At 58.1% G+C, this 24,894-nt stretch carries 25 protein-coding genes; 9 read left to right on the forward strand and 16 right to left on the reverse strand.

Annotated features, from left to right (window positions below; genetic code table 11):
* The first annotated feature begins 49 nt into the window (after positions 1 to 49).
* Positions 50 to 1,000: an AAA family ATPase gene (locus QMG40_RS04855; protein WP_283528656.1), complete on the forward strand. Its 951-nt coding sequence runs from the start codon at positions 50 to 52 to the stop codon at positions 998 to 1,000.
* Between the two features lie 18 nt (positions 1,001 to 1,018).
* Positions 1,019 to 2,311: a DUF58 domain-containing protein gene (locus QMG40_RS04860; protein WP_283528453.1), complete on the forward strand. Its 1,293-nt coding sequence runs from the start codon at positions 1,019 to 1,021 to the stop codon at positions 2,309 to 2,311.
* 43 nt (positions 2,312 to 2,354) lie between these two features.
* Here the strand turns inward: QMG40_RS04860 and QMG40_RS04865 are convergent, their stop codons facing one another.
* From QMG40_RS04865 to QMG40_RS04925, 13 genes are all read right to left on the reverse strand, one after another.
* Complete coding sequence (locus tag QMG40_RS04865) at positions 2,355 to 3,272, reverse strand: SGNH/GDSL hydrolase family protein (RefSeq protein WP_283528455.1); 918 nt, start codon at positions 3,270 to 3,272, stop codon at positions 2,355 to 2,357.
* 68 nt (positions 3,273 to 3,340) lie between these two features.
* Positions 3,341 to 4,483: a uroporphyrinogen decarboxylase/cobalamine-independent methonine synthase family protein gene (locus QMG40_RS04870; protein WP_283528457.1), complete on the reverse strand. Its 1,143-nt coding sequence runs from the start codon at positions 4,481 to 4,483 to the stop codon at positions 3,341 to 3,343.
* On the reverse strand, positions 4,480 to 4,956 hold the full coding sequence (locus QMG40_RS04875) for a chorismate mutase (RefSeq protein WP_283528459.1): 477 nt from the start codon (positions 4,954 to 4,956) through the stop codon (positions 4,480 to 4,482). The genes QMG40_RS04870 and QMG40_RS04875 overlap by 4 nt, the downstream gene beginning before the upstream one ends.
* A 91-nt stretch (positions 4,957 to 5,047) precedes the next feature.
* Positions 5,048 to 6,757, reverse strand: coding sequence for a dipeptide ABC transporter ATP-binding protein (locus QMG40_RS04880; RefSeq protein ID WP_283528462.1), 1,710 nt, complete (start codon positions 6,755 to 6,757; stop codon positions 5,048 to 5,050).
* Entirely contained in the window at positions 6,754 to 7,716 is a 963-nt protein-coding gene (locus QMG40_RS04885; RefSeq protein WP_283528464.1) for an ABC transporter permease, read from the reverse strand. Before QMG40_RS04885 ends, QMG40_RS04880 begins: the two co-directional genes overlap by 4 nt.
* A gap of 3 nt (positions 7,717 to 7,719) precedes the next feature.
* A complete protein-coding gene (locus QMG40_RS04890; protein ID WP_283528466.1) occupies positions 7,720 to 8,808 on the reverse strand; it encodes an ABC transporter permease in 1,089 nt (362 codons plus the stop codon).
* A 136-nt stretch (positions 8,809 to 8,944) separates the two neighbouring features.
* Positions 8,945 to 10,585: an ABC transporter substrate-binding protein gene (locus QMG40_RS04895; protein ID WP_283528468.1), complete on the reverse strand. Its 1,641-nt coding sequence runs from the start codon at positions 10,583 to 10,585 to the stop codon at positions 8,945 to 8,947.
* Between the two features lie 135 nt (positions 10,586 to 10,720).
* Complete coding sequence (locus QMG40_RS04900; RefSeq protein ID WP_283528470.1) at positions 10,721 to 11,338, reverse strand: TIGR03086 family metal-binding protein; 618 nt, start codon at positions 11,336 to 11,338, stop codon at positions 10,721 to 10,723.
* Between the two features lie 71 nt (positions 11,339 to 11,409).
* Positions 11,410 to 12,549 (reverse strand): tRNA 2-thiouridine(34) synthase MnmA, encoded by a 1,140-nt coding sequence (mnmA, locus tag QMG40_RS04905; RefSeq protein WP_283528472.1) that lies wholly within the window; start codon positions 12,547 to 12,549, stop codon positions 11,410 to 11,412.
* A gap of 87 nt (positions 12,550 to 12,636) precedes the next feature.
* Positions 12,637 to 13,857 (reverse strand): cysteine desulfurase family protein, encoded by a 1,221-nt coding sequence (locus tag QMG40_RS04910; RefSeq protein ID WP_283528474.1) that lies wholly within the window; start codon positions 13,855 to 13,857, stop codon positions 12,637 to 12,639.
* An 88-nt stretch (positions 13,858 to 13,945) separates the two neighbouring features.
* Entirely contained in the window at positions 13,946 to 14,224 is a 279-nt protein-coding gene (locus QMG40_RS04915) for a hypothetical protein (RefSeq protein ID WP_283528476.1), read from the reverse strand.
* A 23-nt stretch (positions 14,225 to 14,247) separates the two neighbouring features.
* A complete protein-coding gene (locus tag QMG40_RS04920) occupies positions 14,248 to 14,589 on the reverse strand; it encodes a hypothetical protein (RefSeq protein ID WP_283528478.1) in 342 nt (113 codons plus the stop codon).
* Between the two features lie 108 nt (positions 14,590 to 14,697).
* On the reverse strand, positions 14,698 to 15,444 hold the full coding sequence (locus QMG40_RS04925; RefSeq protein WP_283528479.1) for a helix-turn-helix transcriptional regulator: 747 nt from the start codon (positions 15,442 to 15,444) through the stop codon (positions 14,698 to 14,700).
* A 131-nt stretch (positions 15,445 to 15,575) separates the two neighbouring features.
* Here QMG40_RS04925 and folE point away from each other — a divergent pair, with 131 nt between their 5' ends.
* From folE to QMG40_RS04945, 4 genes are all read left to right on the forward strand, one after another.
* Positions 15,576 to 16,184 carry a GTP cyclohydrolase I gene (gene folE / locus QMG40_RS04930; RefSeq protein WP_283528482.1) on the forward strand — a complete coding sequence of 203 codons (609 nt, stop codon included), beginning with the start codon at positions 15,576 to 15,578 and terminating at the stop codon, positions 16,182 to 16,184.
* 102 nt (positions 16,185 to 16,286) lie between these two features.
* Positions 16,287 to 17,567 carry an NAD(P)/FAD-dependent oxidoreductase gene (locus QMG40_RS04935; protein ID WP_283528484.1) on the forward strand — a complete coding sequence of 427 codons (1,281 nt, stop codon included), beginning with the start codon at positions 16,287 to 16,289 and terminating at the stop codon, positions 17,565 to 17,567.
* Entirely contained in the window at positions 17,567 to 18,538 is a 972-nt protein-coding gene (folP, locus tag QMG40_RS04940; protein WP_283528487.1) for a dihydropteroate synthase, read from the forward strand. The genes QMG40_RS04935 and folP overlap by 1 nt, the downstream gene beginning before the upstream one ends.
* A 46-nt stretch (positions 18,539 to 18,584) precedes the next feature.
* Complete coding sequence (locus QMG40_RS04945) at positions 18,585 to 19,406, forward strand: pyrimidine reductase family protein (RefSeq protein ID WP_283528489.1); 822 nt, start codon at positions 18,585 to 18,587, stop codon at positions 19,404 to 19,406.
* Between the two features lie 54 nt (positions 19,407 to 19,460).
* Here QMG40_RS04945 and QMG40_RS04950 read toward each other — a convergent pair whose 3' ends face one another.
* Positions 19,461 to 20,183 carry a hypothetical protein gene (locus QMG40_RS04950; RefSeq protein ID WP_283528491.1) on the reverse strand — a complete coding sequence of 241 codons (723 nt, stop codon included), beginning with the start codon at positions 20,181 to 20,183 and terminating at the stop codon, positions 19,461 to 19,463.
* Between the two features lie 185 nt (positions 20,184 to 20,368).
* On the opposite strand from QMG40_RS04950, the gene QMG40_RS04955 reads away from it, so the two are divergent.
* The 3 genes from QMG40_RS04955 to QMG40_RS04965 all read left to right on the forward strand — a co-directional run bounded on the left by QMG40_RS04955 (position 20,369) and on the right by QMG40_RS04965 (position 22,861).
* On the forward strand, positions 20,369 to 21,397 hold the full coding sequence (locus QMG40_RS04955) for a J domain-containing protein (RefSeq protein WP_283528493.1): 1,029 nt from the start codon (positions 20,369 to 20,371) through the stop codon (positions 21,395 to 21,397).
* Positions 21,398 to 21,502: 105 nt separating this feature from the next.
* On the forward strand, positions 21,503 to 21,970 hold the full coding sequence (locus QMG40_RS04960; RefSeq protein WP_283528496.1) for a tRNA (cytidine(34)-2'-O)-methyltransferase: 468 nt from the start codon (positions 21,503 to 21,505) through the stop codon (positions 21,968 to 21,970).
* Positions 21,971 to 22,057: 87 nt separating this feature from the next.
* Positions 22,058 to 22,861, forward strand: coding sequence for a class I SAM-dependent methyltransferase (locus QMG40_RS04965; RefSeq protein ID WP_283528498.1), 804 nt, complete (start codon positions 22,058 to 22,060; stop codon positions 22,859 to 22,861).
* A 127-nt stretch (positions 22,862 to 22,988) separates the two neighbouring features.
* Here the strand turns inward: QMG40_RS04965 and QMG40_RS04970 are convergent, their stop codons facing one another.
* Together QMG40_RS04970 and QMG40_RS04975 are read right to left on the reverse strand one after the other, a co-directional pair.
* Positions 22,989 to 23,957 (reverse strand): electron transfer flavoprotein subunit alpha/FixB family protein, encoded by a 969-nt coding sequence (locus tag QMG40_RS04970; protein WP_283528500.1) that lies wholly within the window; start codon positions 23,955 to 23,957, stop codon positions 22,989 to 22,991.
* Between the two features lie 10 nt (positions 23,958 to 23,967).
* Positions 23,968 to 24,792: an electron transfer flavoprotein subunit beta/FixA family protein gene (locus tag QMG40_RS04975; protein ID WP_283528503.1), complete on the reverse strand. Its 825-nt coding sequence runs from the start codon at positions 24,790 to 24,792 to the stop codon at positions 23,968 to 23,970.
* Between the last annotated feature and the right edge of the window lie 102 nt (positions 24,793 to 24,894).

Below are 24,894 nucleotides of genomic sequence, written 5' to 3' on the forward strand. Positions count from 1 at the left end.
CCAGCAAAACCCGGAAGCCTACGCCGCCCCCGCCCAGGGTTCGTTTGTTATGAGCCCTGCGGCGCGGTCCCTGCTGGCCGTGCGCAGTGAAGTGGCCAAAGCCGTAGTAGGCCAAGATGCCACTGTCACGGGGTTGCTCATTGCCCTCCTTGCCGGTGGGCACGTGCTCTTGGAGGGGGTGCCGGGTGTGGCCAAAACTTTGCTTGTCAGGGCATTGTCAGCGGCGCTGAGCCTTGACACCAAACGCGTTCAGTTCACTCCTGACCTGATGCCCGGCGATGTCACGGGATCTTTGATTTACGACGCCAGCACCTCTGCTTTCACCTTCCGGGAGGGTCCGGTTTTTACCAATATCCTGCTTGCCGATGAGATCAATAGGACACCACCTAAAACCCAGGCATCCCTGTTGGAAGCCATGGAGGAACACCAAGTTTCCGTTGACGGTATTTCACGGCGTTTACCTTCACCGTTCATGGTTGCCGCCACCCAAAACCCTATTGAATACGAGGGCACCTACCCGCTGCCCGAAGCTCAATTGGACCGTTTTCTGCTCAAGCTCACCATGGACCTGCCGGGACGTGAGGATGAAATTGAGGTGATCCGCCGGCACAGTCTCGGCTTCGATCCGCAGGATTTGCAGGGCGCAGGTGTACGTGCCGTGGCTGGCGCCGCCGAACTGGCCCAGGCACGCAAGGAAGTAGCCCAGGTGGGTGTTGACAGAGAGCTGCTGGCGTACGTGGTTGACCTGGTCAGAGCCACCCGCACCGCCCCGTCCTTCCAACTGGGAGTCTCCCCTCGCGGGGCAACAGCCATTCTCAAATCAGCCCGCGCCTACGCCTGGCTTTCGGGCCGAGGGTTCATCACCCCCGATGACATTAAAGCCCTGGCACTTCCCACGCTGCGCCATAGGGTTGCCTTGCGCCCTGAAGCAGAGATGGACGGCGTTGCGGTGGATGACATCCTTCTCTCGATTTTGGCCACTGTGCCAGTGCCGCGCTGACGGCGGAATAAGAACACAATGGCCATTTCGGGCAGGTTCTTTTTCTTGGCGTTGGCAGCCCTGGTGCCGATCATTATGTGGCCCGGGGTAGTCACCTGGCTGCTGTCGTTGGCTGTGCTGATACTCGTTTTGCTCTTTGACCTGATTTTTAGCGCATCCCCTCGTCTGGTGGCTCTTCGCCGAAGCCTTCCGGCCGGGGTCCGGTTGGGGGATCAAAGTGTTTCTGTGCTGCGCCTTGCCAACGAATCAAAGAAGGTTTTGCGCGCTTGGGTCAAGGACGGGTGGCAACCATCAGCTGGAGCTTCCAACGCGTTGTCCTCAATCCGGATCCAGCCGGGGGAACGTGCAACGGTGAGCGTATTGTTATCCCCTTCTCGGCGCGGAGACTTACTCACACACCATGTTTCCATCCGTTCCTTTGGCCCCTTGGGGATGGCTGCACGGCAAAGCACCATTAGCGCACCGGGTAGGTTGCGGGTGCTGCCACCGTTTAATTCAAAGCGCCACCTGCCCTCCAAGTTACGCAAATTGCGCGAACTCGACGGGAAAGCCGCAGTACAGCTTCGTGGTGCCGGAACTGAATTTGATTCGTTGCGTGACTATGTGCGTGGCGATGATGTGCGTTCAATCGACTGGCGCGCCACCGCAAGACGCCAAGAGGTGGTAGTACGCACCTGGCGTCCTGAAAGAGACCGCCGTGTAGTGATAGTCCTTGACACCTCACGGACCTCAGCCACCCGCATTGAAGACGAGACTGCCCTGGACACAGGCATCGAAGCGTCACTGCTTTTGGCGGTTTTGGCTGAACGCGGCGGTGACCGAGTCAGCCTGGTGGCGTACGACCGCAGAGTACGGGCCAAGGTTTCCTCCACTGGCAAGGGCAATATGCTCAATGCCATGGTGCAGAGCCTTGCCCCGCTGGAACCTGAACTGATTGAACTAAACGCCTCAGCAATCACCGGACAGATCCGCGACGTGACAGCCCACCGGGCCCTAGTGGTACTGGTGACATCCTTGGACGCCGGCGCGGCAGAGGACAACCTGATCCCCCTCGCCTCGGCCCTGGCTCAAAAGCATGTGGTGGTGGTTGCCGCTGTTCGCGATCCTGCGGTAGATCAGGCACGGCTTGACCGCTCCAGCACCACAACAACCTACCGTGCTGCCGCCGCCGAACATGCGCTGAACCGCAGAGCAGCCATCACTGCCGTCCTCAAGCAAGCCGGGGTGGAAGTAGTTGATGCTCCTCCGCAGGAGCTTCCGCCCCAGCTGGCAGACATGTATATCAGGCTCAAAGCCGCAGGACGACTCTAAGCAGTCAAAACCGCCGTTGCACAAGATTAGGTCGTGGAAATGACTACCCTTGTTTTTGTGTGCTTTGTTGGGGGATCTGGAGTTGCAACGCTCCTAGTTTGGAAACAAGCACTTTACTCAGGACCTCATGCCCCTTTGCGTTCAGATGCACGGCATCAGCCATTTTGTTCGTGACGGCATAGCGGGTCACCCAGTCCCCGGCGCTGAGAAACAACACCCCGTTACGCTTGGCAAAGCTGGCCAACAGCGCATCGACGTGACTGCGTCGGGAGCCTGCTTCTCCCTTGGCCAACGTGCCCACGATCAAGAATTCGGACACCGGATAGCTGGACTTTAAGTCCCGCAGAAGACGCTCCGCATTGGCCAGCACCTGCGCGTCAGGAACCTTGGCCGCCGCATCGTTGCCCCCGCCTTGCACAACGACCAGGGCCGGATTCCCATACGGGAGCACCACAGCTCCGCTCTCCACGGAATCAGGATAATTAGCTGAGGCTGATGTTTTAGCCACAAACCCAATCCCGCCGGCACCCACAAAACGGACCTTGTAGCCGGAATTCCGCAGACCTTTCTGCACCCAGGTCTCAGCCCCGGTCACGCCTGAGGCTCCGCCGGCCTGAGAATCTCCAAAAAGTAAAGCTGTTCTGGCAATCGACGGATCTATGACTTCAGTGCGGCCCGACACCGGGTTGAAAACTGGGGAACCGGGCGGCAGGTCCCACACCGTGATCTGCTCTTCCTTGATGATCGGTGTGGTAGCCCTGCCACCATCGTCAACGGCGTTGTGTTCGGGAAGTGCCGGAGCCTTGGCCCGCGGTGCCGCACCTTCAACCGCTACAGCATCCAACACTGGCAACTCTGCTTGGGCTTGTCCCTGCACCGCTGAGCTTGGACTACTGAGCGCCAGCGACACGGCCAGTGTCAAAAGAAGAACCGCACCGCGTGCGAACCTGCCGTGAACCATGGGAATGAACCTTCCTGACCGAGCTGTAGAAAGGCAAGCATATGCAACAGAAGTTAACATTCATCCAACTACTGGTAACGAATTACGCTCAATTCCTCCGCTACCTCAAGTGCCCGGTTTAGCACTGCCCGAGCCTCCGGCGCAGTGATGGTTCCCAGGCCGATTTCAGGGGTTATACGTAGCTGATTCAAGGCCGATTTGTTCAATCCCAATCCGCGCCAGGGCCGCATGACCGTCTCCACTAAAGCAGCGTACGACGGCGGTGCTTGGCCCGATCGGCCAGGAACAGTTCCAGCCCACACACCCATGCCGGATTCGATGGCCCCGGCCAGCTGTTCCCAGTGTCCGGTGTCCAAAATGTGCAAAGGAATAGCGAGCGCATCTATGCCGCATTCAAGAGCCGTTTCAAGGGCTATGCGCCAGCTGGCTGATTCGGCTCGTGCCGAACTTGCATCCTCCACACCCGCGCTACCGTCCTGAGAGGCGCTGGCAGGAGCTAAGTTAATGGCAACCTTGGCGAAGCCTGCTTTGCGGGCTTCGCCTACTAATGCACTCCAGCTTTGCCGTAGCTCCGTGACAGGGATTGAGCGCAACGTCCTGTATCCGGACGCTGTGGGGATTGTGCCCGCCAAAGCCGCAGCCACAGCGGGTTCGTCGATTTGCAGTGTCAGCGCAGCCCCGGGAACAGCGGCACCCACCTTCTGTGCATGGATGGCTAGTCCTGCGGCCAGCGACTGACCAATATCCCGTCTTGCCCCGCAATCGCGCAGAGACCGTTCGCCATAGTGCAAATGGATTGCCGCAGCCAAGGAAACCGGTCCGCTGATACAGACTTTAAGTTCAGGAGGCGTTATTCCGCTATCTCCGGCAACGTCAGCCAACACGTTAACATCAGTGGACAGCGCGGAAACGGCACGGCGGTGGTCATGACCGGCCCTGTCAACGAAGCGCCAGCCGTAGGGTTGCATATCAACGGCCAATTCAACGAGCAAAGCAGCTGTGCGACCAATGGGGTCAGAACCTACCCCGCGCGCTGGCAGGTCAACAAGGCAAGGCAGGTGGGGTGAGCCCAGGAGCCCCAGCGAAACCTTAGTAGCCTCCACCGGGTCCGTGCCGGGCCATTGGCCCAAGGAGGTAGCTGTGACGATCTCCGGGAACGGTGCCTGGTGCGTTATCCCAGGCTGTTGGGACTGATTAGGTGAGGGACTCACTTAAGGGCTGCGCCGCCGTCGTCCGTGATTGAGGTGGGGGCATCGGCGACAAACCCTTGGCCGTCAAGGCTCACCACGGGAACAACTCCGGTGGCTGCCACATCCGAGTGGCTCTGCGAAATCGCCTGGTGGTGATGGATGACCTCGCTGATGATGAAGTTTAAGAACTTCTCAGCGAACGCGGGGTCAAGATTGGCGGATTCCGCCAGAGCGCGCAACCGCTGAATCTGAGCCTTCTCACGGCTGGGGTCAGCCGGGGGCAACTGGTGCCGCGCCTTGAGAATTCCCACCCGTTGGGTGGCCCTGAACCGTTCAGCCAGCAGATAAACAAGAGTTGCATCAAAGTTATCGATGCTCGAGCGAATAGAAAGCAGCTCTGCCATGACGGCGGGGTCCACAGCATCCGTGAGTGAGCTGGCGGCTGGGTCAAAATCTTCCACGGACAGGTGCTGCGTGTGGCTCGGTTCGGTCATAGGGACAGTTTAGGCGGTGCACCGGGCGGAGAAAACTCCTGTCCACTTAGGGCACCGCCTAAACGTTATTCGCTGGGCAAAAACATGCGAGCTACTTTGCCGCCAGGAGTCCCTGGTGTGCCACTCGCCGTCTCGCCTGCTCTGCGGGGTTAGGGACGGGCAAGGAGGCTAGTAGCCGCTTTGTGTAGTCGTCCTTGGGACTGCCCATGATCTGGGAGCCGATCCCCTGCTCCACCAATTTGCCTTTGTAAAGAACCCCCACCCATTCGGCCAAAATATCCACCACGGCGAGGTCGTGGCTGATAAACAGCGCGGCGAATCCCATCTCGGTTTGAATTTCCCGGAACAGTTCAAGCACCTTGGCTTGCACTGAAACATCCAGTGCCGAGGTAGGCTCATCGGCGACCAACAGCTTGGGCTTAAGCGCCAGCCCGCGTGCAAGGGATGCACGCTGACGCTGGCCACCTGAGAGTTCATGCGGGAATCGTTTGGCGTAAACAGCCGGTAGTTGCACCGATTCAAGCAGTTCCTGGACTTTTTTGGTGATGGCCGGACCTGACAGATCGGTATGGATGATCAGTGGCTCGGCCACACATTCGCCAATGGTCAGGTGTGGGTTGAAGGATGCGGCCGGATCTTGGAACACAAACCCAATATCCTTACGCAGCGGACGGAACGTGCGCTCTTTGTAGTTCCGCATCTCATAGCCCAGGACCTTCAGTGAGCCTCCGGTTGTCCGGTTCAGCCCGGCAATGGCACGGCCGATGGTTGTTTTCCCCGAACCGGACTCCCCCACCAACCCAAAGACTTCGCCGGCTCTGATGGTGAAGGAAACCTTATCCACCGCTTTGAAGGCTGGACTACCCAGGCGCCCCGGGTACTCAATCTCCAGCTCGCGAGCTTCCACAAGCACTTCGTTGTCCTGAAATGCACGTTCGGTGAAGCCTGCTGAGGCGGAGTTTCGCCCCAAATGGGGCACGGCGGCCAGCAACTTTTGGGTGTATTCCTGCTTCGGGGCGGCAAAAAGCACCTCAGCGCTGGCTTCTTCCACAACGTCGCCCTCAAACATCACCACCACCCGGTCCGCCAAATCTGCCACAACGCCCATGTTGTGGGTAATCAGCACAATGGAAGTACCGTATTTATCACGCAAATCACGCAGGAGTTCAAGGATTTCAGCCTGAACAGTGACATCAAGTGCCGTAGTAGGTTCATCGGCCACAATCAGGCCCGGGTTCAAGGCCAAGGCTGCAGCAATGACGACTCGCTGTTTCTGCCCGCCAGAGAACTGGTGCGGATAATAGTCAACACGTTTTTCCGGTTCCGGGATGCCCACCTTTCCCAGAGCCTCAATGGCTAGCTTGCGGGCTTCCTTCTTCCCTACCCGTTTGCCCTGTGGCCTGTGTGCCCGCAGTCCCTCCGCGATCTGCCACCCCACCGTATAGACGGGGTTGAGAGCTGTGGATGGTTCCTGGAACACCATGGCCACATCACGTCCGCGGATCTGACGCAGTTGGTGGGGGCTGACCGTGATGACATCGTTGCCGCTGATGATCACCGCCCCGCTGCTGTGGGCGGTTTCCGGTAGAAGACCAAGAATAGCCTTGGCCGTAACAGTTTTACCCGAGCCGGATTCGCCCACAATAGCCACGATCTCACCGGGTGCCACGCTGAAGGAAACATCCTTAACGGCGTGTACGTCCCCTTGATCGGTGGCGAAGTTGATTTTTAGATCGGAGATCTCCAGTACGGGCGCCACTGCGGGCACCACCGCTGGGCTGTTCTGTGTGGAGCCGCTCATGCCTGTACCAACTCCTTTTGATCTGCAAGCTTGCTTCTCCGGGCCTTTTTCGCAGCCCGTTTACGCCCGCGCAGGCGTGGATCGTTCAAGTCATTCATGGACTCGCCCAACAGGGTCAGACCAAGTACCGTCAGCACAATCGCAGCACCGGGGAACACCCCTGTCCACCAAATACCGGAGGTGGCATCTGACTGAGCATGGTTAAGGTCATAACCCCATTCCGCAGCGGTGGAGGGTTCAATGCCGAAGCCCAGGAAGCCAAGGGCTGCCAACGTCAAAATGGCTTCGGAGGCATTCAGTGTGAAGATCAACGGCAGCGTCCGGGTGGCATTTTTGTAAATATGCCGGGCCATAATGCGCACACTTGAGGCACCCACAACCACAGCCGATTCCACGAAGGGTTCGGCTTTCAGGCGAATGGTCTCCGCCCGGATCACACGGAAGTACTGCGGAATAAACACCACAGTGATGGAGATCGCCGCAGAGAAGATCCCGGACCACATATCCGAACGGCCCTGGCTCAAAGCAATGGACATGACCATGGCCAGCAGCAGTGTGGGGAAAGCGTAGATCGCATCCGCGACCACCACCAGGATTCGGTCCAGCCAGCCGCCAATGTAGCCGGAGAGCAAGCCAAGAATCACACCCAGGAAAATGGACAGCGAAACCGCCACCACAATCACCAAAACGGCTGTTTGTGCCCCCCACAGGGTGCGGGAAAGGACATCGTAGCCTCCCGCCGTTGTCCCCCAAAGGTGAACGGACGACGGCGGAGACTGGGCTTCATTAAAGCGTTGAGTGGGGCCGTAGGGAGAGATCAACGGCGCCAGAGCGGCGGTGAGCAGGAACATCAATGTCATGATGATGCCCGCCACAAGCATGCCGCGTTGGAGCCCAACACTCTTTTTTAGTTGGGAAATGATGGGCAGACGAGAGAAAAGAGACTGTTTGCGTTCCATAATTTAGTACCTCACCCTCGGGTCAATGAGCGCGGCGATGACATCCACAATGAAGTTGGTCAGGGCCACGATGACGGCGAGCAGGGCCACGATGCCCTGGACTGCCACGAAGTCACGCGCCGTGAGGTAGTGGGCCAGCTGGAACCCCAGCCCCTTCCACTCGAAAGTGGTTTCTGTCAGCACCGCCCCTCCCAACAGGAGTGCAATCTGCAAGCCCATGACGGTGATGATGGGGATCAACGCCGGCTTGTAAGCATGCTTGGTCAGCAAACGGTATTCGCTGACGCCGCGGGAGCGTCCGGCCTCAACGTAATCCTTGCTGAGCGTGCCGATGACGTTGGTACGAACCAGGCGCAAGAAAATTCCGGCTGTCAGGAAACCCAATGCAACAGCGGGCAGTACTGAATGCTGTGCCACATCCCAAAAAGCGTCCATATTTCCGCTGCGCAGGGCATCTATCCAATAGATTCCCGTAGGAGATTGAAGTTGGGTCATATAAATTTCGGTGGAGATGTTAGCTCTACCGGCCACAGGGAACCAGTCCAACCAGACGGAGAAGAGCAGTTTCAGCAACAGCCCGGCGAAGAAGACCGGGGTGGCGTAGAAGGAAATAGCCAGGACACGCAAAATAGCGTCGTGCCACTTGTCACGCTTGTACGCTGCCAGCATGCCCAACGGGATACCGATGGCTAGGGCCACGATCAAAGAGTTGAAGGCGAGTTCAAGAGTTGCCGAGCCGTAAGTGGCCAGCATCTGGCTGATCTCCTGATTATCAGAGATAGTGCGGCCAAAGTTGCCTGTGGCGATTTGTCCCAAGTATTCGAAATACTGCACAAAAAGTGGCCGGTCATAACCGGCCTCATGAATGCGGGCTTCCAGCTGATCAGGTGGTAAGCGTCCACCCAATGCGGCCGTGATGGGATCACCTGTGAGCCGCATCAGGAAAAAGACCATGGTGACGAGAATAAAAATGGTGGGGAAAATCAGGACAAAGCGGACGGCAAGGTATTTGCCCAGGCCACCGCCTGACTTCTTGCTTCTGGGTACCAACGCGGCGGGTTCTTCCGCCGGCAGGTCAATCATTGCGGTCATGTACGCCTATTTCTTTTTATGCACAGAGCCAGGGCTTCCATGTAGTTCCGTGCAGGAACGGTTCGTGAAAAAGGCGGGGCATCCTTTGCAGAAAGCCCCGCCCTTGCGCCAAGTGCCTATGAATGCATGGCTGGCATTATTTAGACAGAACGCCCAAACGGAACTTGAACGATGCATCCAAGGTGTCCTTGGTGCCCTTGACATCAACACCGGAGACGGCAACCTGAGCACCCTGCAACAGAGGCAGTGTGGAAAGGTCCTTGGCCTCGGCGGTCTGAATATCCTCAATCAGCTTGGTGCGCTTTGCTTCATCATTAGTGGTCAGCTGTTCGGTGATCATGTCCTGGACAGCGGTATTGCTGTAATGGTTCTTCAAGAAGTTATCCGTGCTGAAGAACGGCGTCAAGTAGTTATCAGCGTCGGAATAGTCCGGGAACCAACCCAACTGGTACATGGGATAGGCGTCAGCTGTACGCTGCTTGGAATAGGAAACCCACTCCGTGGACTGCAGATTTACCTTGAACAACTTGGTTGCCTCGAGCTGTGCCTTGATGGCAGCGTACTCATCTCCTGAAGAAGAACCGTAGTGGTCAGGGTTGTACTGCAGGTCCAAAGTCACAGGAGTTTCCACGCCAGCATCGGCGAGAGCCTTTGTAGCCTTGTCCACATCGGGGCCGCCATTGCCGTCTCCGTAGACTTCCTTCAACGGCTCAATGGCCCCGGTGAAACCTGCCGGTACGTAGGAGTACAACGGCAGGTAAGTGCCCTTGTAAACCTGGTCAGCGATCGCTGCACGGTCAACCGAGTCTGCCATGGCCTGGCGCACTGCCAGTGATTTGGCCGGATCGGCGTTGGCCGTCTTGGCACCAAACGGCATGGTGTCAAAGTTAAAGACGATGTAGCGGATTTCGCCACCGGGGCCAATATCAACCTTGACATTTTTCTTGGTCTTGAGGCTGTCGATGTCCGTTGCTGTCAGGGAGCGCCACGCAACATCGATGCCACCTTTCTCAACTTCAAGTTTGAGGTTATTGGAATCGGCAAAGTACTTCATGATGACTGAATCGGACTTGGCTGCACCCAGCAAACCCTTGTAGTCCGGGTTCTTTTTGAAGGAGATGAGCTCGTTCTTCTTGAACGTGTCAATGGTGAACTGGCCACCAAACGCCTTGCCCTTGATGATGTCTTCATCCGTGGTGACAGCGTCAGCACTGAACACAGAATCATCCACAATGGGTCCGGCCGGGCTGGTCAGCACCTGCGGGAAAGTCTGATCGTTGCCGAGCTTGAGCTTGAACACCACTGTGGTGGCATCCGGGGCTTCAACGCTGTCCAGGTTTGCAAGCAGCGTTGCGGGCCCGTTGACGTCATTGATCTTCAACTGGCGATCGAAGGAGAACTTCACATCTTTGGAATCAAGTTCGGAGCCGTTGGCCCACTTCAGGCCGGTCTTGAGCTTCACTGTGTATTCGGTAGGAGACGTGAACGACGCCGATTCCGCCAAGTCAGGCTTGGGGTCCGCGCTTCCCGCGGCTGAGTTCAGCACGAAGGGGTAGATCTGGTTCATGACCATAAACGAACCATTGTCGTAGGAAGCGGCCGGGTCCAGGAAGGTGGTTTTGTCGGTGGTACCAACAACTACCGGAGCGCCGGTTGAGGAGCCCCCACTTTCGGAGCCGCCATCATTGGCAGCGGGTCCGGTGCATGCCGTCATCGCCAAGACGGAAACACCGGCGACGGCAATGACCGATTTGAATCCAAATTTATTCTTAACCATCAACAAACTTTCTCTTGTGCCAAACATGGAACAGGCCACACGTCATTGTGTGACCCGGCTCATATCTTTGATAGTCAACATTTACCAGACTTTGTTACGCCAGATTGCATCAAATCCAAAGTTGCAACCAGAAGGTTACCTAAGCGAGGCTGCACGCGGTCCGGCTTTAAAGTACGGACTGCGACCAAACCAGCCTGCGAGCCTTGCATAAGGGTCGGCTGCGACGGGGACTCGAACCTCCGGCCCAATTCCTCTCTCAACGTCTCGGTACTCTGGTTTGAGCATCCGCTGGGCCCACGCGAGCGACTGATCGGCAAGGACAGGGTCTAAAATGATGGGCACACCTGTAGCTTTCACCAGGTCCCAGGCATGGACGGTAAATTCGGATATTTGCAGGCCGATACGGCTGCGCAAGGGTGCTTCTCCGCCACCCGGCAAAGCCACTTGGGCGCTGAGGTCGGCGCTAGACCAAGCCCGCATTAGCAGTGTGGCTCCATCGCTAAAACGCGTGGACCAATCGGCGCCGAACATTGCTTCGGGGTTTGGTGGGTCAACGTTGTGCCCGCGAGCCATGATGGTGAATTTGTGCAGGTCCTGCACCACAAGGTGGTGCAGGAGATCCTGAACACTCCAATCAACGCATGGAGTAGGCCAGTCTGCCTGGTTTGAGGAGATGGCGCTGATGGTTTCGGCGCACTGATTAAGCGCACTTTCCAAAAATTGCAGCGGGTTGGGAATTGTATGCGGGGGCATTGTGTAAACCTTCCGTGTGGCAAGTCACCTTTTAAGGGAAGCTTACGCCAGCACCACAAGCGCCCGGAGCGCTACGGCAATTGCGGCCGTGCCAATGACCTCGCCGTGTCGATAGTTGCCTGCCCCAACACCCGTGTTCCCTGGTACAGCACGATCGTCTGACCCGGCGCCACACCGCGTAACGGCTCGACCAAGGTGACATCCAGGACCTGGCGGGACACGCCGTCGTCCATCACTTCAGTGACAAAAGCGCGGGCAGGCACGGGGTCGCCATGCGCACGGACCTGGGCGTAACAATCGAATTCGGCGCCAGTGGCGACCTCGGCAATGGGCAGCCCGGCCCAAGAAACCTTGATTCCTTGGATCGCCTCAATGGCCAGCAACGCATGCGGGCCCACAATAACTTTATTTTCCTTGGGCCGGATTTCAAGCACAAAGCGAGGCTTGCCATCAGCGGCGGGGGTGCCGAGTTTAAGCCCGCGACGCTGGCCTACGGTGAACTGGTTGGAGCCGGTGTGGCCGCCAACCTTGGCACCACTTTCATCAACAACATCACCGTCGCTCATTTCAATTTTTTCAGCCAACCATCCGGCGGTGTCCCCATCTGGAATGAAGCAAATGTCATGGCTGTCAGGCTTCTTCGCCACTGACAAACCACGGGCCTCGGCTTCGGCGCGCACCTCTGCCTTGGAGGGGGTATCGGCAAGCGGGAACATGGAGTGTTTAAGTTGCTCATGGGTCAGCACACCGAGCACATAGCTCTGGTCCTTAGCCCAATCTGCGGCGCGGTGGAGTTCCGGACTCCCGTCGGCGTTGGTGATGACCTTGGCATAGTGGCCGGTGCAAACGGCGTCGAAGCCCAGCGCTATGGCCTTTTCCAGCAGAGCAGCGAACTTGATCCGTTCATTGCAGCGCATGCAGGGATTAGGGGTACGCCCGGCGGCGTACTCGTCGATGAAGTCCTGAACCACATCCTCCTTGAAGCGCTCGGAGAAGTCCCAGACGTAATAGGGAATGCCCAACAGGTCGCAGGCACGCCACGCATCATTGGAGTCCTCCACAGTGCAACAACCTCGACTGCCGGTCCGCAAGGTGCCCGGCATCCGTGAGAGGGCCAGGTGGACGCCAACCACGTCATGCCCGGCATCTACGGCCCGGGCTGCGGCTACGGCGGAGTCAACCCCGCCACTCATGGCTGCCAATACTCGCATTACATACCTTTCCATTGGCGCAAAAAAATCAAATCAATTTGGTACAGCTGCCGTTGTTGGTGCAGCAGGTGTGATTACCGGTTTTAATTACTGTGTGCTGGCGGTTTGGATGGAGGATTGATGCCCAGCCATCCCGGCCGTTTTTGCTCGCGCATGGGCGTCTGGCAGAGCCGCCACAAAGGCGTCAACGTCTCCCGGGCACGATGTATGCCCCAAACTAAAGCGTTGTGCCCCACGGGCCGTATTCTCATCCAAACCCATGGCCAGGAGTACGTGCGAGGGTCGAGGCACCCCGGCTGTGCAGGCCGAGCCGGTGGAGGATTCTATCCCAGCCATATCGAGTAGGAACAGTAGCGAATCTCCCTCGCAGCCAGGGAAAGTGAAATGCGCGTTTCCCGGGAGCCGCTGAGCCGGGTCATCCATCGGGTCAGGGCCGCGGAGCACCGCCTCCGGAACGGCTGCACGGACAGCGGATATGATTCGGTTGCGAAGTCCGCCAATGCGCGCGTTTTCTGTTTCCAAGTTGCTGGTGACGTCCTGGGCTGCTGCCGCGAAGGCCGCTATACCGGCCGTATCCAGCGTGCCGGAGCGAACCGAGCGTTCCTGTCCCCCGCCGTGCTGGACAGCTGTCAGTTTCACGGCACGGCCCAGCAGCAACGCACCAACACCAACAGGGCCACCAATTTTGTGGCCACTGATGGACATGGCGGCCAGGCCGGAGTCCTTGAAGTTCACAGCGATGGAGCCGAAAGCCTGGACGGCGTCCGAATGAACGGGGATGCCATATTTCTTTGCGAGCGCCACAATCTCGGCAATCGGCTGAACAGTGCCAACCTCATTGTTGGCCCACATGCAGGTAAGCAGCGCAACCGAGTCCGCACCGCCGCGGTCCAGCTCCTTTTCCAAGGCATCCATCAGGATCCTGCCATTGCTATCCACGGGTAGCCAGACGGCGTGAGCACCCTCATGCGCAGCTAGCCACTCCACGGTGTCCTGGACGGCTGCATGTTCCACGCTTGAGACAAGAATACGAGTGCGCTGCGGTTCGGCGCCGTTACGTGCCCAATACAAACCCTTGACAGCAAGGTTGTCAGCCTCGGTGCCACCGGAGGTGAAGATCACCTCCGTGGGGTGGGCGCCGGCAGCCTTGGCGATGGTTTCCCGGGCGGCTTCGACGGTTGCACGGGCGCGGCGGCCGGAGCCATGCAGTGATGACGGATTGCCGCTACGGGCAATAACGGAGGTGAGTGCGGCGAGGGCAGGGGCCGAGATAGGCGTGGTCGCCGCGTGATCAAGGTACACGGGCACAGAACAATTCTACGCCACGAGGCCGATGCCAGTTTCCGCGGCGTTGTACCCTTACCCTTTGTTCCTCGAAGGGCAATCATGTGGACTTTTATTGCTGTGAACCGTTGATGGTGTCTGCTTTGAACCCCAGGCTCGTAGCGGCCCCCACCTCTAGTGCCTCCAAATCCGGTGACGTGATGATCGCCGCGATGAGCTCTGCTGTGCCGCCCACCAGGGTGGAGTCAAAGTCGATCTCCGTGGCCGTGCACCAGGACCTATCCGCTGGCCAAGCCAGGTTGGCGGTTTGAAAGTTAGAGCCACCATCGCCGTCAAGCCACGTATCGAACCACGGCGGGTTGGCCAAATCAACGCTCGTGCCGTGAAACACAAAATACTGCCGCAGTCCGTGAGCTACATTGAGCTTCCCAGCTTTGGCACAAGGAACTCCTTCGGTGACACCAGGGTCAAATCCACCCCATTGATCACCATCGATTTGTAAAGGCCGGTCCGTGCCATTGAGTGGAACTGCACCTCGGGATGAACAAGCGTTTTCTTTTCCGCAGCAACATCAGCCCACCGCAGAACCGGTATTTGGCCCACGTTGACTCTGTGCAGGATCCGGGCATAAGCCTGGAAATGCTCGGGAAGGGTTGCCGCGACGGTGCCAATCCACTGTTCATAGCGTTCCTTGTTCAGGTACCGCTCCAAAGCGTCAGCGATCCACTGGCCGGTGCTTCCATCAACCTGTTCCATGGGCTCACCCTACAGGCGCCCGTGGACTCAACTAACCCTGGCGATTCCATGGTTCCAGAGCGCATCCATTACCTCGGTGGTGGGCGCCGCACTCTAAGCCGCCGCACTCTAAGCCCTGGGAACGAGCCGGGCACAGCAGTGAGAGATTTCTGCATCTGGCGCCAGGTCGTGACAGGTGTCCGCGCATCCCTCTAGAGCGCCGCTGAGCAGCGAGCCGTTGAGTGAGCAGACAACGTTGGTATGAGCTTTGGACAGGCTATGAAACGGGCAGTTGGCCATAATGGTGCCGCCGGCACCGTCTGGCTCGGGGCTGTATCCCGTGGCGGCCAGTAATTGATGGATATTCCCGGATTCAGCCCCTAAACGGCGACCCTCCTCGAAGGCAACTTCTACCAGGGCTGCAGCAATACCGATCCCTGTATCAATGCAGTGCTGGACAGCTGCAGCAAGCACGCCTGCGGCAAGATCATAGTGCCGCGGTGGAACGGAGGCGCTAACCTCGCTCTGCGCCACTGTGTACAGCTTGGTGGGCCGTCCCGAACCTGGCCCGGTCTTAGCGCCCACTTTGCGAAACTCTACGAGTAGCAAGTGCTCATCCACCAACCGGTCAAGGTGCGCACGGATGGTGCTCTTGGGTAGTTCCAGCTGCTCCGCGCAGTCATCGCGGCTAAGAGCTTCTCCGGAATCGCGCACCAGCTCAAACACTGTTCTGCGAATAGGGTCCCCCAGTGATGCCACGGCTTGCAGGCGCTGCGCGTCGTCAAGCTTGGCCCTTGTGGTGTTGGCGCTTGTGGTGTTGGCGCCAAGATGCTTGGCTGTGAGGAGAGTGGAGGGGGTTTGCTCCGCGTTGTTCATGACCGCTGGCCTTGTGCTCTCTTGCCAGTGCATGCTCCGCTGCATGGCAGGTTAAGTATTGTTTGGACTTACTTGACGCTTTGAGTCTGCGCTTCTAAAGTCAATAATACAAGCTTTAGAAAGGTTTGGAAATGTCCATCTCCAGTGCTTCCCTCCCAGATCTGCTCACTTACGACGATGCCGAGTCGTTAGTGGGCCCATCTTCCATTGATCTGCCGCGTGCTCAGGCCGCCATTGCCGAATTCCTGCGGGCACTGGGCCGTGATGAAACCGATCCTCACCTCTTGGACACTCCCCGCCGGGTGGCAGCCGCCTACGCAGAAATGCTGACCCCTCGCGAAACAACATGGACCACATTTCCCAATGACGACGGATACCAAGGTCTAGTGCTGGTGAAGGACATTCCCTTCCATTCATTGTGCCAGCACCACTTGCTGCCGTTCCGGGGTGTGGCTCACGTGGGCTACCTGCCAGGGGATCGTCTTTTTGGCCTGTCCAAGATGGCCCGCGGTGTTGAGCTCTTCTCCCGGGATCTGCAGGTCCAAGAACGACTCACCCAGCAGGTGGCAGACTGGCTCGAGGACACCTTGGCGCCCCGCGGAGTAGGCGTAGTCATGGAGGCGGAGCACATGTGCATGTCGTTGCGCGGGGTGCAAACCTCCGGCACCACCACCCGCACATCGGTTTTCACTGGCTTGTTATCCCAGGACGGGCCATTGCGCGGGCAGTTCCCGCAGTAATGCTCTTCTGGCCACTGGCAGATGCGGGGCTGATTTAAGAGCATTAGTTTTCACCAAGTTTTATCTAAGAGACATAAATTTCCACCGGAAAGAGTTTCGATCATGACCACCTCACCCAGCACCTCATCCCCCACCGATTCAGCCACCGATTCCCCCACCCCGAATGCGGGTATGGTGATCATCGGCGGTGGCCTCACAGCGGCCACCGCTGCGGAAACGCTGCGCAAAGAAGGCTATGCCGGTGCTGTGACAATCGTGGCGGACGAACCGGAAACCCCCTACCAGCGTCCGCCGCTTTCCAAGGGTTTCCTGGCCGGCAAAGAGGACGCTGACTCGTTGCTGCCGCTTCCCGCCAGCTGGTATCCCGAACACAATGTCACGCTTCTGAAAGGAACTGCAGCAACTGCACTGGATCCCCAAGCCCACACCGTCACCCTCGCCGATGGAACCACGCTTGCCTATGACAAGGTGCTTCTGGCAACAGGGGCCGCACCGCGTCATATCCCCTTCCCTGGCGTTGACCTCAAGGGTGTTTACACGTTCAGAACCAAGGCAGACAGCGTTGCCATGAAGGAGCTGTTCACTGCCGGAAACAAGAATGTAGTAATGATTGGCTCAGGCTGGATTGGCATGGAAATTGCCGCCACAGCAACAGAACTCGGCAACCATGTGGCATTGCTTGGTCTGGAAGATGTTCCACTATCAACTGCCATTGGCTCCACGTTGGGTGCTGTCTTCACCAACAGGCAAAAGGAAGCCGGCGTGCGCTTTGAACTGCCTGCCACCGCGGAGAAAATTCAAGGCAGTGACGGTGCCGTGACCTCAGTTCTGACCAACACAGGTGTGACGCTGCCAGCTGACATTGTCATTGTGGCTGTGGGCGTGGTCCCCAACACAGGGTTGGCCAAGGACGCCGGATTAACAATCAACAACGGGATCGAGGTCACAGCCAGCCTGCAAACTTCCGCAGCGGATGTATTTGCCGCAGGCGATGTGGCCAACTCCCTGCACCCGGTCACCGGAGCCTACGCCCGCTCCGAGCACTGGGCCAACGCCATTGCCAGTGGCAAAGTTGCGGCTAAATCAATGCTGGGTCAGAACGCCGTCCTTGACGACATCCCCTACTTCTATACTGATCAGTTTGATTTGGGCATGGAGTATTCCGGCTTTGGAGCCCTGACCAAGGATGCCGAACTCGTCATCCGCGGGAGCTTGGAAAAGCGCGAGTTTGTTGCTTTCTGGCTACTTGAAGGCCGCGTTGTTGCCGGCATGAACGTAAACGTTTGGGATGTCCAGGATGCCATCAAGGACCTCATCATCTCAGCGCGCACGGTGAACAAAGTCCAGCTGGCTGATGAACACACTGCTATTGAGGACATTTGATGGCAACTACGAGGACCTCCGCAACGCCGGAAGCCCCCGCAACAGCAGCGCCGTTTTATACCCCGGAGCTCTTGCATCCCATCCATCATTTTGGACCACGCACCATCGATTTCAGTCGGCAGGTGGCCCTGATGGCCATCATCAACCGCACCCCTGATTCCTTCTACGACGGCGGGACCACGTTTGCGTTGGATGCCGCGGTTAACGCTTCGCTTGCGGCGGTGCGAGACGGAGCCGATTGGGTTGATATTGGCGGCGTTCCCTTTGCTCCCGGGCCTGCTTTGAGTGCTGAGGAAGAAAGTGAGCGGGTGGTTCCGGTGATTGCTGCCGTGGCGGCGGCAAGTGATGTGATCATTTCAGTTGACACGTTTTTGCCTGAAGTGGCTGCCCGCAGTATTGCGGCAGGCGCCAACGTCATTAACGACACCACCGGTCTCTCCAACCCGGAGCTGGCATCGGTGGTGGCAGAATCTGGCGCACATTTAGTCATCACCCATTCACTGGCCAAGCCGCGTACCGTGTACCCGCGGCCCTACTACAACGACGTTGTTAGTGAGGTTGCGGCGTTCTTAGCCGAGCGGGTTGAGCTTGCCCTTTCGTTGGGTGTCCCTGCCGAGAAGATCATCATTGACCCCGGCCATGACCTCAATAAGAACACCCTGCACACCCTTGAGATTACGCGCCGCTTCAACGAAATCGCCGCTTTAGGATTTCCGGCTCTGGCCGCCGTGTCCAACAAAGATTTTATCGGCGAAAGTCTCAACCAAGCAAAGACGGAGCGCCTTGAAGGCTCCTTGGCGGCTGGCGTCATTTGCATTTTAGGTGGCGCAAGGATTCTGCGAATGCACAATGTTGCTGCGGCCAGCTCAGCCATCGGCATGACCGAAACAATTTTGGGTTGGCGGGAACCGGCGTATCTTCTGCACAATATGGGCGAGGCCAATCAGCCGGCCCGCCCGATCGCCCAGTAGCCAAGTAGCCAAATAGCAAAGTAGCCAAGTCACTAAGGAGATTTTCATGATTGAGCGGATCTTCCCCACCCCCTCGATTCTCTCCGGAGCAGATCTGGAGCAGGAACTGCTAGCGCCACCTCCGGAAGGACGCCTGCGTGGCAAACCATGGGTGAGCTTTAACTTTATTGCCAGTATTGATGGTGCCGCTTCCATGGATGGCGTCTCAGGGAAACTGGGAAATGCGTGGGACCAACGTATTTTTTCATTGTTACGGCAAACCGCGGATGTTATTTTGGTGGGTGCTCAAACCATCAGGGTAGAAGGTTATGGCGGTCAATTGCTGAGCGAGTCGGCACAAAAGTGGCGTGCGGAGAACTGGCTCTCGGAGCACCCACCCTTGGCGATTGTTTCTGGTTCTCTAAATTTGAATCCCGGTCTTGAAGTGTTCACCAGGGCACCCGTTCGCCCGTTAGTTTTGACACTTGAGTCTGCCCCGCAAGAAAGCAAAAACGCCCTGTCCAAGGTGGCCGATCTGGTCATGGTGGGCAAGGATGCCCTCGAGGTGGAACTGATCATTTCTGCACTTGCCGAGCGAGGATTTAAAAAAATCCACTCCGAGGGCGGACCGACTCTGCTCAATACCTTCGCTAAAGCCGGAAAAGTGGATGAGCTTTCCTTGACTGTCTCTCCGCTCCTGGTGGGCGGGTCAGCCGGGCGAATCGCGCACGGGGCCGACCGGGATTCTGATACTAGCGGCGAAGGCGGTGTGCCTAAAAGTCAACCCGTGGCAAGCGCTGATATGACGTTGACAAGGGTTCTCAAAGCTGACTCAATGCTGTTCCTGCGCTACGTAAGCCACGACTCGCAGCAGCCCCCGGCTTCTTAGCATCAAGCTGCGGCGAACCAGCTTTAGCCGCCAGTGAACTCCCCGGCGCGCCGGCTAGTTCGACGGCGGGGCAACCGATAATTTTGCCATCACCTTGGGTGTGGTGGCTGCCAACAATTCATCTGTTGGACAGGCCAAGCTCACCAACAAAGAGGTATCAGCACTTCCGAGCATGCGCCCCCATACAGTGCTTGCCATAGCATCTTTGCCAGCTTTGGTGCTGAAGGACAAGAAGGAAATCGGCGGTCCTGCTTTTCCTGCCTCGGCCACCCAGGGCAGCTGCGCCTCCGGCAAGGATTCTCCCATCACCGATGGAATGAGGTACTTCATTAACTCAAGTGTGGATGATTTGTCATCACCGTGAGTGATCAGAGGGCCCTGGTTGGTAGCGATCCAATACGCTACTTGGCAGCCCGCAGCGTTGGTATATTGGGTCTGGCCGGCCACGTTGTTCTTCACCAGATTCCACTCAGGCGGCCCCGGTGTCTGCGAATACTCCTGGGGTGGCTGGCCCAGCACGTCACTAAAACCAACTGGCACGCCGGGGACAAGCGTTTTGCCTGCTTCGAAAGTCATTGGCGCGCCAGCCACAGCGGCAGCGTCATGCCCGGGAACAATAGTTGGCGGAGCGTAGCTGGTAGGTGCAGCTGAGGGCGCAATGCTGGGAGGGGACTGGGAAGGAACCGAAATACTGCACCCGGTCAGCGCCGCAATCATCAGAAAGGCTACTCCTGTAGCCGCAAGTGTTTGCTTCTTCGGCCCCTTTGGTTGATCCACAGGATCCACTGTACAGATCCCGCCCCGTCCTCAGCCACATCTGAAGTCACCGCCGCCCCAGAGCAGCGACACAAGAGCAGCGATACCAGAATAGCGGCCCGGGGAGACAGCACCATGGAGGGGGACAAAGCGCTTCGGCGGCTAGACTGAACTCTTGGCAAAACAGGGCTATCGAAAGGCCACCCGTGGGCGAGACGTTCCTTACGCACTATCAAGTTCTCGGTCTTGCACGTTCTGCCACGGAGCAAGAGATCAAGATCGCGTACCGCAAAGCAGCCAAGACTGCCCACCCCGACAGGGGCGGTGCCCCTGAACTTTTTCATAAAATTGCAGAAGCCTACGAGGTTCTCTCTGACCCTGTCCGCAGACAGGCGTATGACAGGTCCTACGGTTCGCCAAGCCGCCCGGGTACTTCGGCAGGTGCCAGCACGCGAACCGGCTCATACGGCGCTCGAGGAACGGAGGGCTCTTCCGCGCGTGCCGGAACTGCTGCCGGTGCGGCTAACGGTTTTGGGGCTTTCAATACCCGCCGCGCCCCTGAAACACGACGCACGGCCGGTGACCCTGCCGTTTATATCCCCGCCTACGAGAAGCCCTCAAGCGGTTCAGTAGAGAATTCAGCACAGCAGCAAACTCCGCTGATGCCACGGATGACTGCGGCGCAACCTGTCCACGGTGCACCGCGAAAACGTGGCGTCTTTGGTGCGGCGTCGCGACTGGCCCGGGAAGCGCGCACTGCCCAGCTCATAATGCAGCAGGTCCTGCCGGGCATCCCGGCCGCAAGGCTCATCAACGGTCTCAGTGCTCCCATGGGCAGTGGCTATCTGGATCATGTTTTGGTTTCGGGGTACCGAATCGCGATCATTGGTTCAATGCTGGTGCCCGACGGCGCCTTCCGCTGGGACGGGAGCATGCTGGTCCATGGCGGCAAGGTTGCAGCACCGCCACAACTGATCCCCGCCACACGCAAGATGCAAGAACTCTTCCCCGAATGCAATGTCACAGCCTGGGTCTGTGTGCACAGCAAGACGGGAAACCTGTTCGAACCGGTTATTGATTACGCCAAGGGCACTGACCCCGATGGTTCAAATATGCTCAATGTGGCTAACGCTGCCCGTTTTGTGCGTGAGGTCAAGCATTTCTTAGCCTCAGGGCCTTCTCCCAACGTGGTTGATTTACACGTTCTGGACAGGCTCCTGGGCGGCATGTACTAGAGCAGGCATCCTGAGCCCGCCTCTGCGCAACGGGCCAAAATTCAAATGAGCCCCTTCGCGTCCTTCTGGTTACAACCGGCTAGTGCCTGGCGGTAGGATAAAACAGTGTTTCGCATCCTTTTCCTGACCCCTGAGATCCCTGGCAACACCGGAAATGCCATCCGGTTGGCCGCCATCACTGGTGCCGAGCTGCACCTTGTCGAACCCTTGGGCTTTGACTTCTCTGACGCTAAATTGCGAAGAGCCGGACTTGATTATCACGATCTTGCGGTGATGAGAGTTCACCCCAGTCTCGAAGCGGCGTGGGCCGCGCTGGCTCCCGAACGGGTCTTTGCGTTCACTGCCGATGGCGAGAGAAGCTACACAGAGATTGCCTACCAGCCCGGAGATGTGCTGATGTTTGGCCGCGAATCCGAGGGGCTGCCAGCTGAAGTGAAACAGGATCCGCACGTCACCGCCAGAGTACGGCTGCCCATGCTTCCCTCATTACGTTCCCTGAACCTGGCCAATGCAGCCTCGATCGCAGTTTTTGAGGCGTGGCGCCAAAACAACTTCGCCGGCGCACAGCGCTAAGCCGAAATTTGTTGGCGGCCCGCAACTATAGCTTTCGGGCCATAACTCAAGGCTCATTAGAATTTATTTCATCAATTGGAGGCATGCATGTCCGCTCGCGATCCTGGCTTGGCGTTCACCGACGGTGCACTGCAATTTGAGGCGTGGTCAGAGAAACTCTGGGATCCGATGGGCCGGGGCGTGGTTACTGAAGCCATGTTGCAGCCGGGTGAGAAAGTTTTGGACGCTTGCTGCGGCACAGGTGCGGCCACCATTCCTGCCGCGTTGGCCGTGGGCCCCGAAGGTAGTGTGGACGGCGTTGACCTTTCTACCGGTCTGCTGCGCATTGCCGCTGCCAACCTGGCCGAGAATGGCATCCTGAACACAACCTTGACGGAAGCAGACGTCACAGCATGGCGCGGACACCGCACCTTTGACGCTGTCCTGTGCTCCTACAGCATGTTCTTCTTTGCCGACATGGAGGCAGGAGTGGAGCATTTGGCTTCAATGTTGCGTCCCGGCGGGCGCCTCGTGACAAGCACGTGGATTGAGGGCGCCTTGGAACCGTTCGCCACACGCATCTTTGAAGCTGCCATCAAGGAACGTCCACGCCTGGCCAACGTGGTTCCACTGGCAAACCAAAACATGGCACGCGTGGCCACCGTGGAATCACTAACCGCGTGGCTTGGAGCGCGCGGCTTCGAAGACGTGTCAGTATCCACACATCCCCTCACACTGACAGTTGATGACGCCATGGCCTGGAACCTTGTCATGGGCAGCGGCTGGCGGACTTTCCTGCCCCGAGATCCTGAGGCGATCGCCAGGGTTCGCCGCGAGTTCATCCAGTCAGTGGGCCCGCGCATTGAAATGAACTCCGACGCCATGATCGCCACGGCATCGGTCCCCCGCTAAGAAATCTTGGACACACAAGAAATCTTGGACACATAAGAAAACTGCCGTGGTCAAACGTTTTAGCGTCTAACCACGGCAGTTTTGGTGTTGGCTAGTTAACCTAGCTACACACTGCGCACTTCACCGTTCATGCCCTGCGCTTTTTAATCTCTGCAACGGCTTGTGGCAGGACCTGGAACAAATCGCCCACAATGCCGAAATCCGCAATCTCAAAAATCGGAGATTCCGAGTCCTTATTAATAGCCACGATGAGCTTGGACGTCTGCATTCCGGCCTTTTGCTGGATGGCCCCTGAAATACCAACAGAAATGTACAGCGCAGGAGCAACCTTCTTGCCTGTCTGACCAACCTGGGAGGCGTGTGAGATCCAGCCTGCATCAGTGGCTGCACGTGAGGCACCCACAGCAGCTCCAAGAACATCTGCCAGCTCTTCAATCGGGGTGAAGTCACCATCAACGCCGCGGCCACCTGCCACAATAATGCGGGCATCTTCAAGTTCGGGCCGTCCCGAAGCCGGTCGCGGTGTCCGTGCTGTCACTCGGGCACTCAGACTGGCCGGGGCAAAAGCCACGTCTACCACCTCAACGGCGGGCACGCTCGCCTCTGGGGCCGGGTTCGCTTCAACCGCGTGCGCCTTGACAGTGAAGACACCGAGCGCTGAAGTAGCCCGCGCCTGCACACTATAGGACCCGGCAAGGACAGACTTGTGCGCAACGAAGGCTTCGCCGTCGTACATCAGGGACACGGCGTCGGTAATGACACCGGCGTTCAGTGTGACACCGGTGCGGGCGGCGATTTCCTTTCCGGCAGCACTGTTATCAAGGAGTACGGCGCTGGCGCTGACAGCAGCGGTGGCCTGCGCTAGAAGATCTGCTTTGGGGGCAACCAGGAACTCGCCCAGCTCGGCTTGCTCCGAGTGCAGCACCCGCTGTACTCCATAGGCGCCCAGCTCCGCCAACACCTCGGCTCCAACCGGACCGGCCACAACAGCCACTGGTTCACCGGCGCCACGAGCCAAGGTCAGAAGCTGCGCGACAGTGTTTGAAAGCTTGCCCGGGACATCGAGCTGATCAATGTAAACAACAATTGCAGTCATGAATGGTTCCTTAGATCAGTTTCGCAGCGGCCAGGAAGTCAACCAATTGGATACCGGCATCGCCTGAGTCAGTGATGATAGTGCCGGCCGTGCGGGCGGGGCGTTCTGCTGCCGAGGTGACCTGGGTCAATGACCCGGCATGTCCGACGGCGGATGGTGCCAACCCCAGGTCAGCCAGGGACACTGTTGTCACCTTCTTTTTCTTCGCAGCGATGATGCCCTTGAAGTTGGGGTAACGCGGCTCGTTGGCTTGATCGGTCACCGAAACCAGCGCAGGCAACACGGCCTGGATCTCTTCTGAGAAGTCATCGCCGTCACGGCGGGCTGTGACGGTATTGCCCGTAACATCCAGTGCCGAGGCGAAGGTGATCTGGGCCAGGCCCAGACGGGCTGCCAGCTGAGCCGGGATGATGGAGGTTTCCCCGTCGGTTGAGGCCATACCCGTGATCACGAGGTCTACCGGGCCAAGAGATTTGATGGCCGCAGCCAAAGCCAGTGAGGTGGCTGAGGCATCGGAGCCTGCGAGCGCTTCGTCGCTGACATGCAAACCCTCCGTTGCACCAATCTGCAACGACTTCTTAACGGCTACGGCGGCAGAGGCCGGGCCAAGTGTCAGAGCCGTGACAGTGTTCCCGCCTTTGGCGCCGCCCCGGGCATCGGTCAAAGCCAATGCCGCTTCAAGTGCGTATTCATCCAATTCTGACAGGATGCTCTCACCACGGTCGATGCTGTGGTCCTCACCTGTGAGGTGTCGATCAAACTGTGCATCTGGCACATATTTGACCAGTACGACAATGTTCAGTGCTGAATTTTCCACTGCTGTCCTTTGTGTCATGGACGATTGGTTACCCTGCACTCTTCCCCTTGGCGGGGTTGGATGCAGCGGGTTCGTCCTTGGCCTACCTGACCAGCTTAGTTCGAACAGGCCCAGAGCCAG

Origin of the sequence: Arthrobacter antibioticus (genome assembly GCF_030063205.1) — a bacterium.
Taxonomy (GTDB): domain Bacteria; phylum Actinomycetota; class Actinomycetes; order Actinomycetales; family Micrococcaceae; genus Specibacter.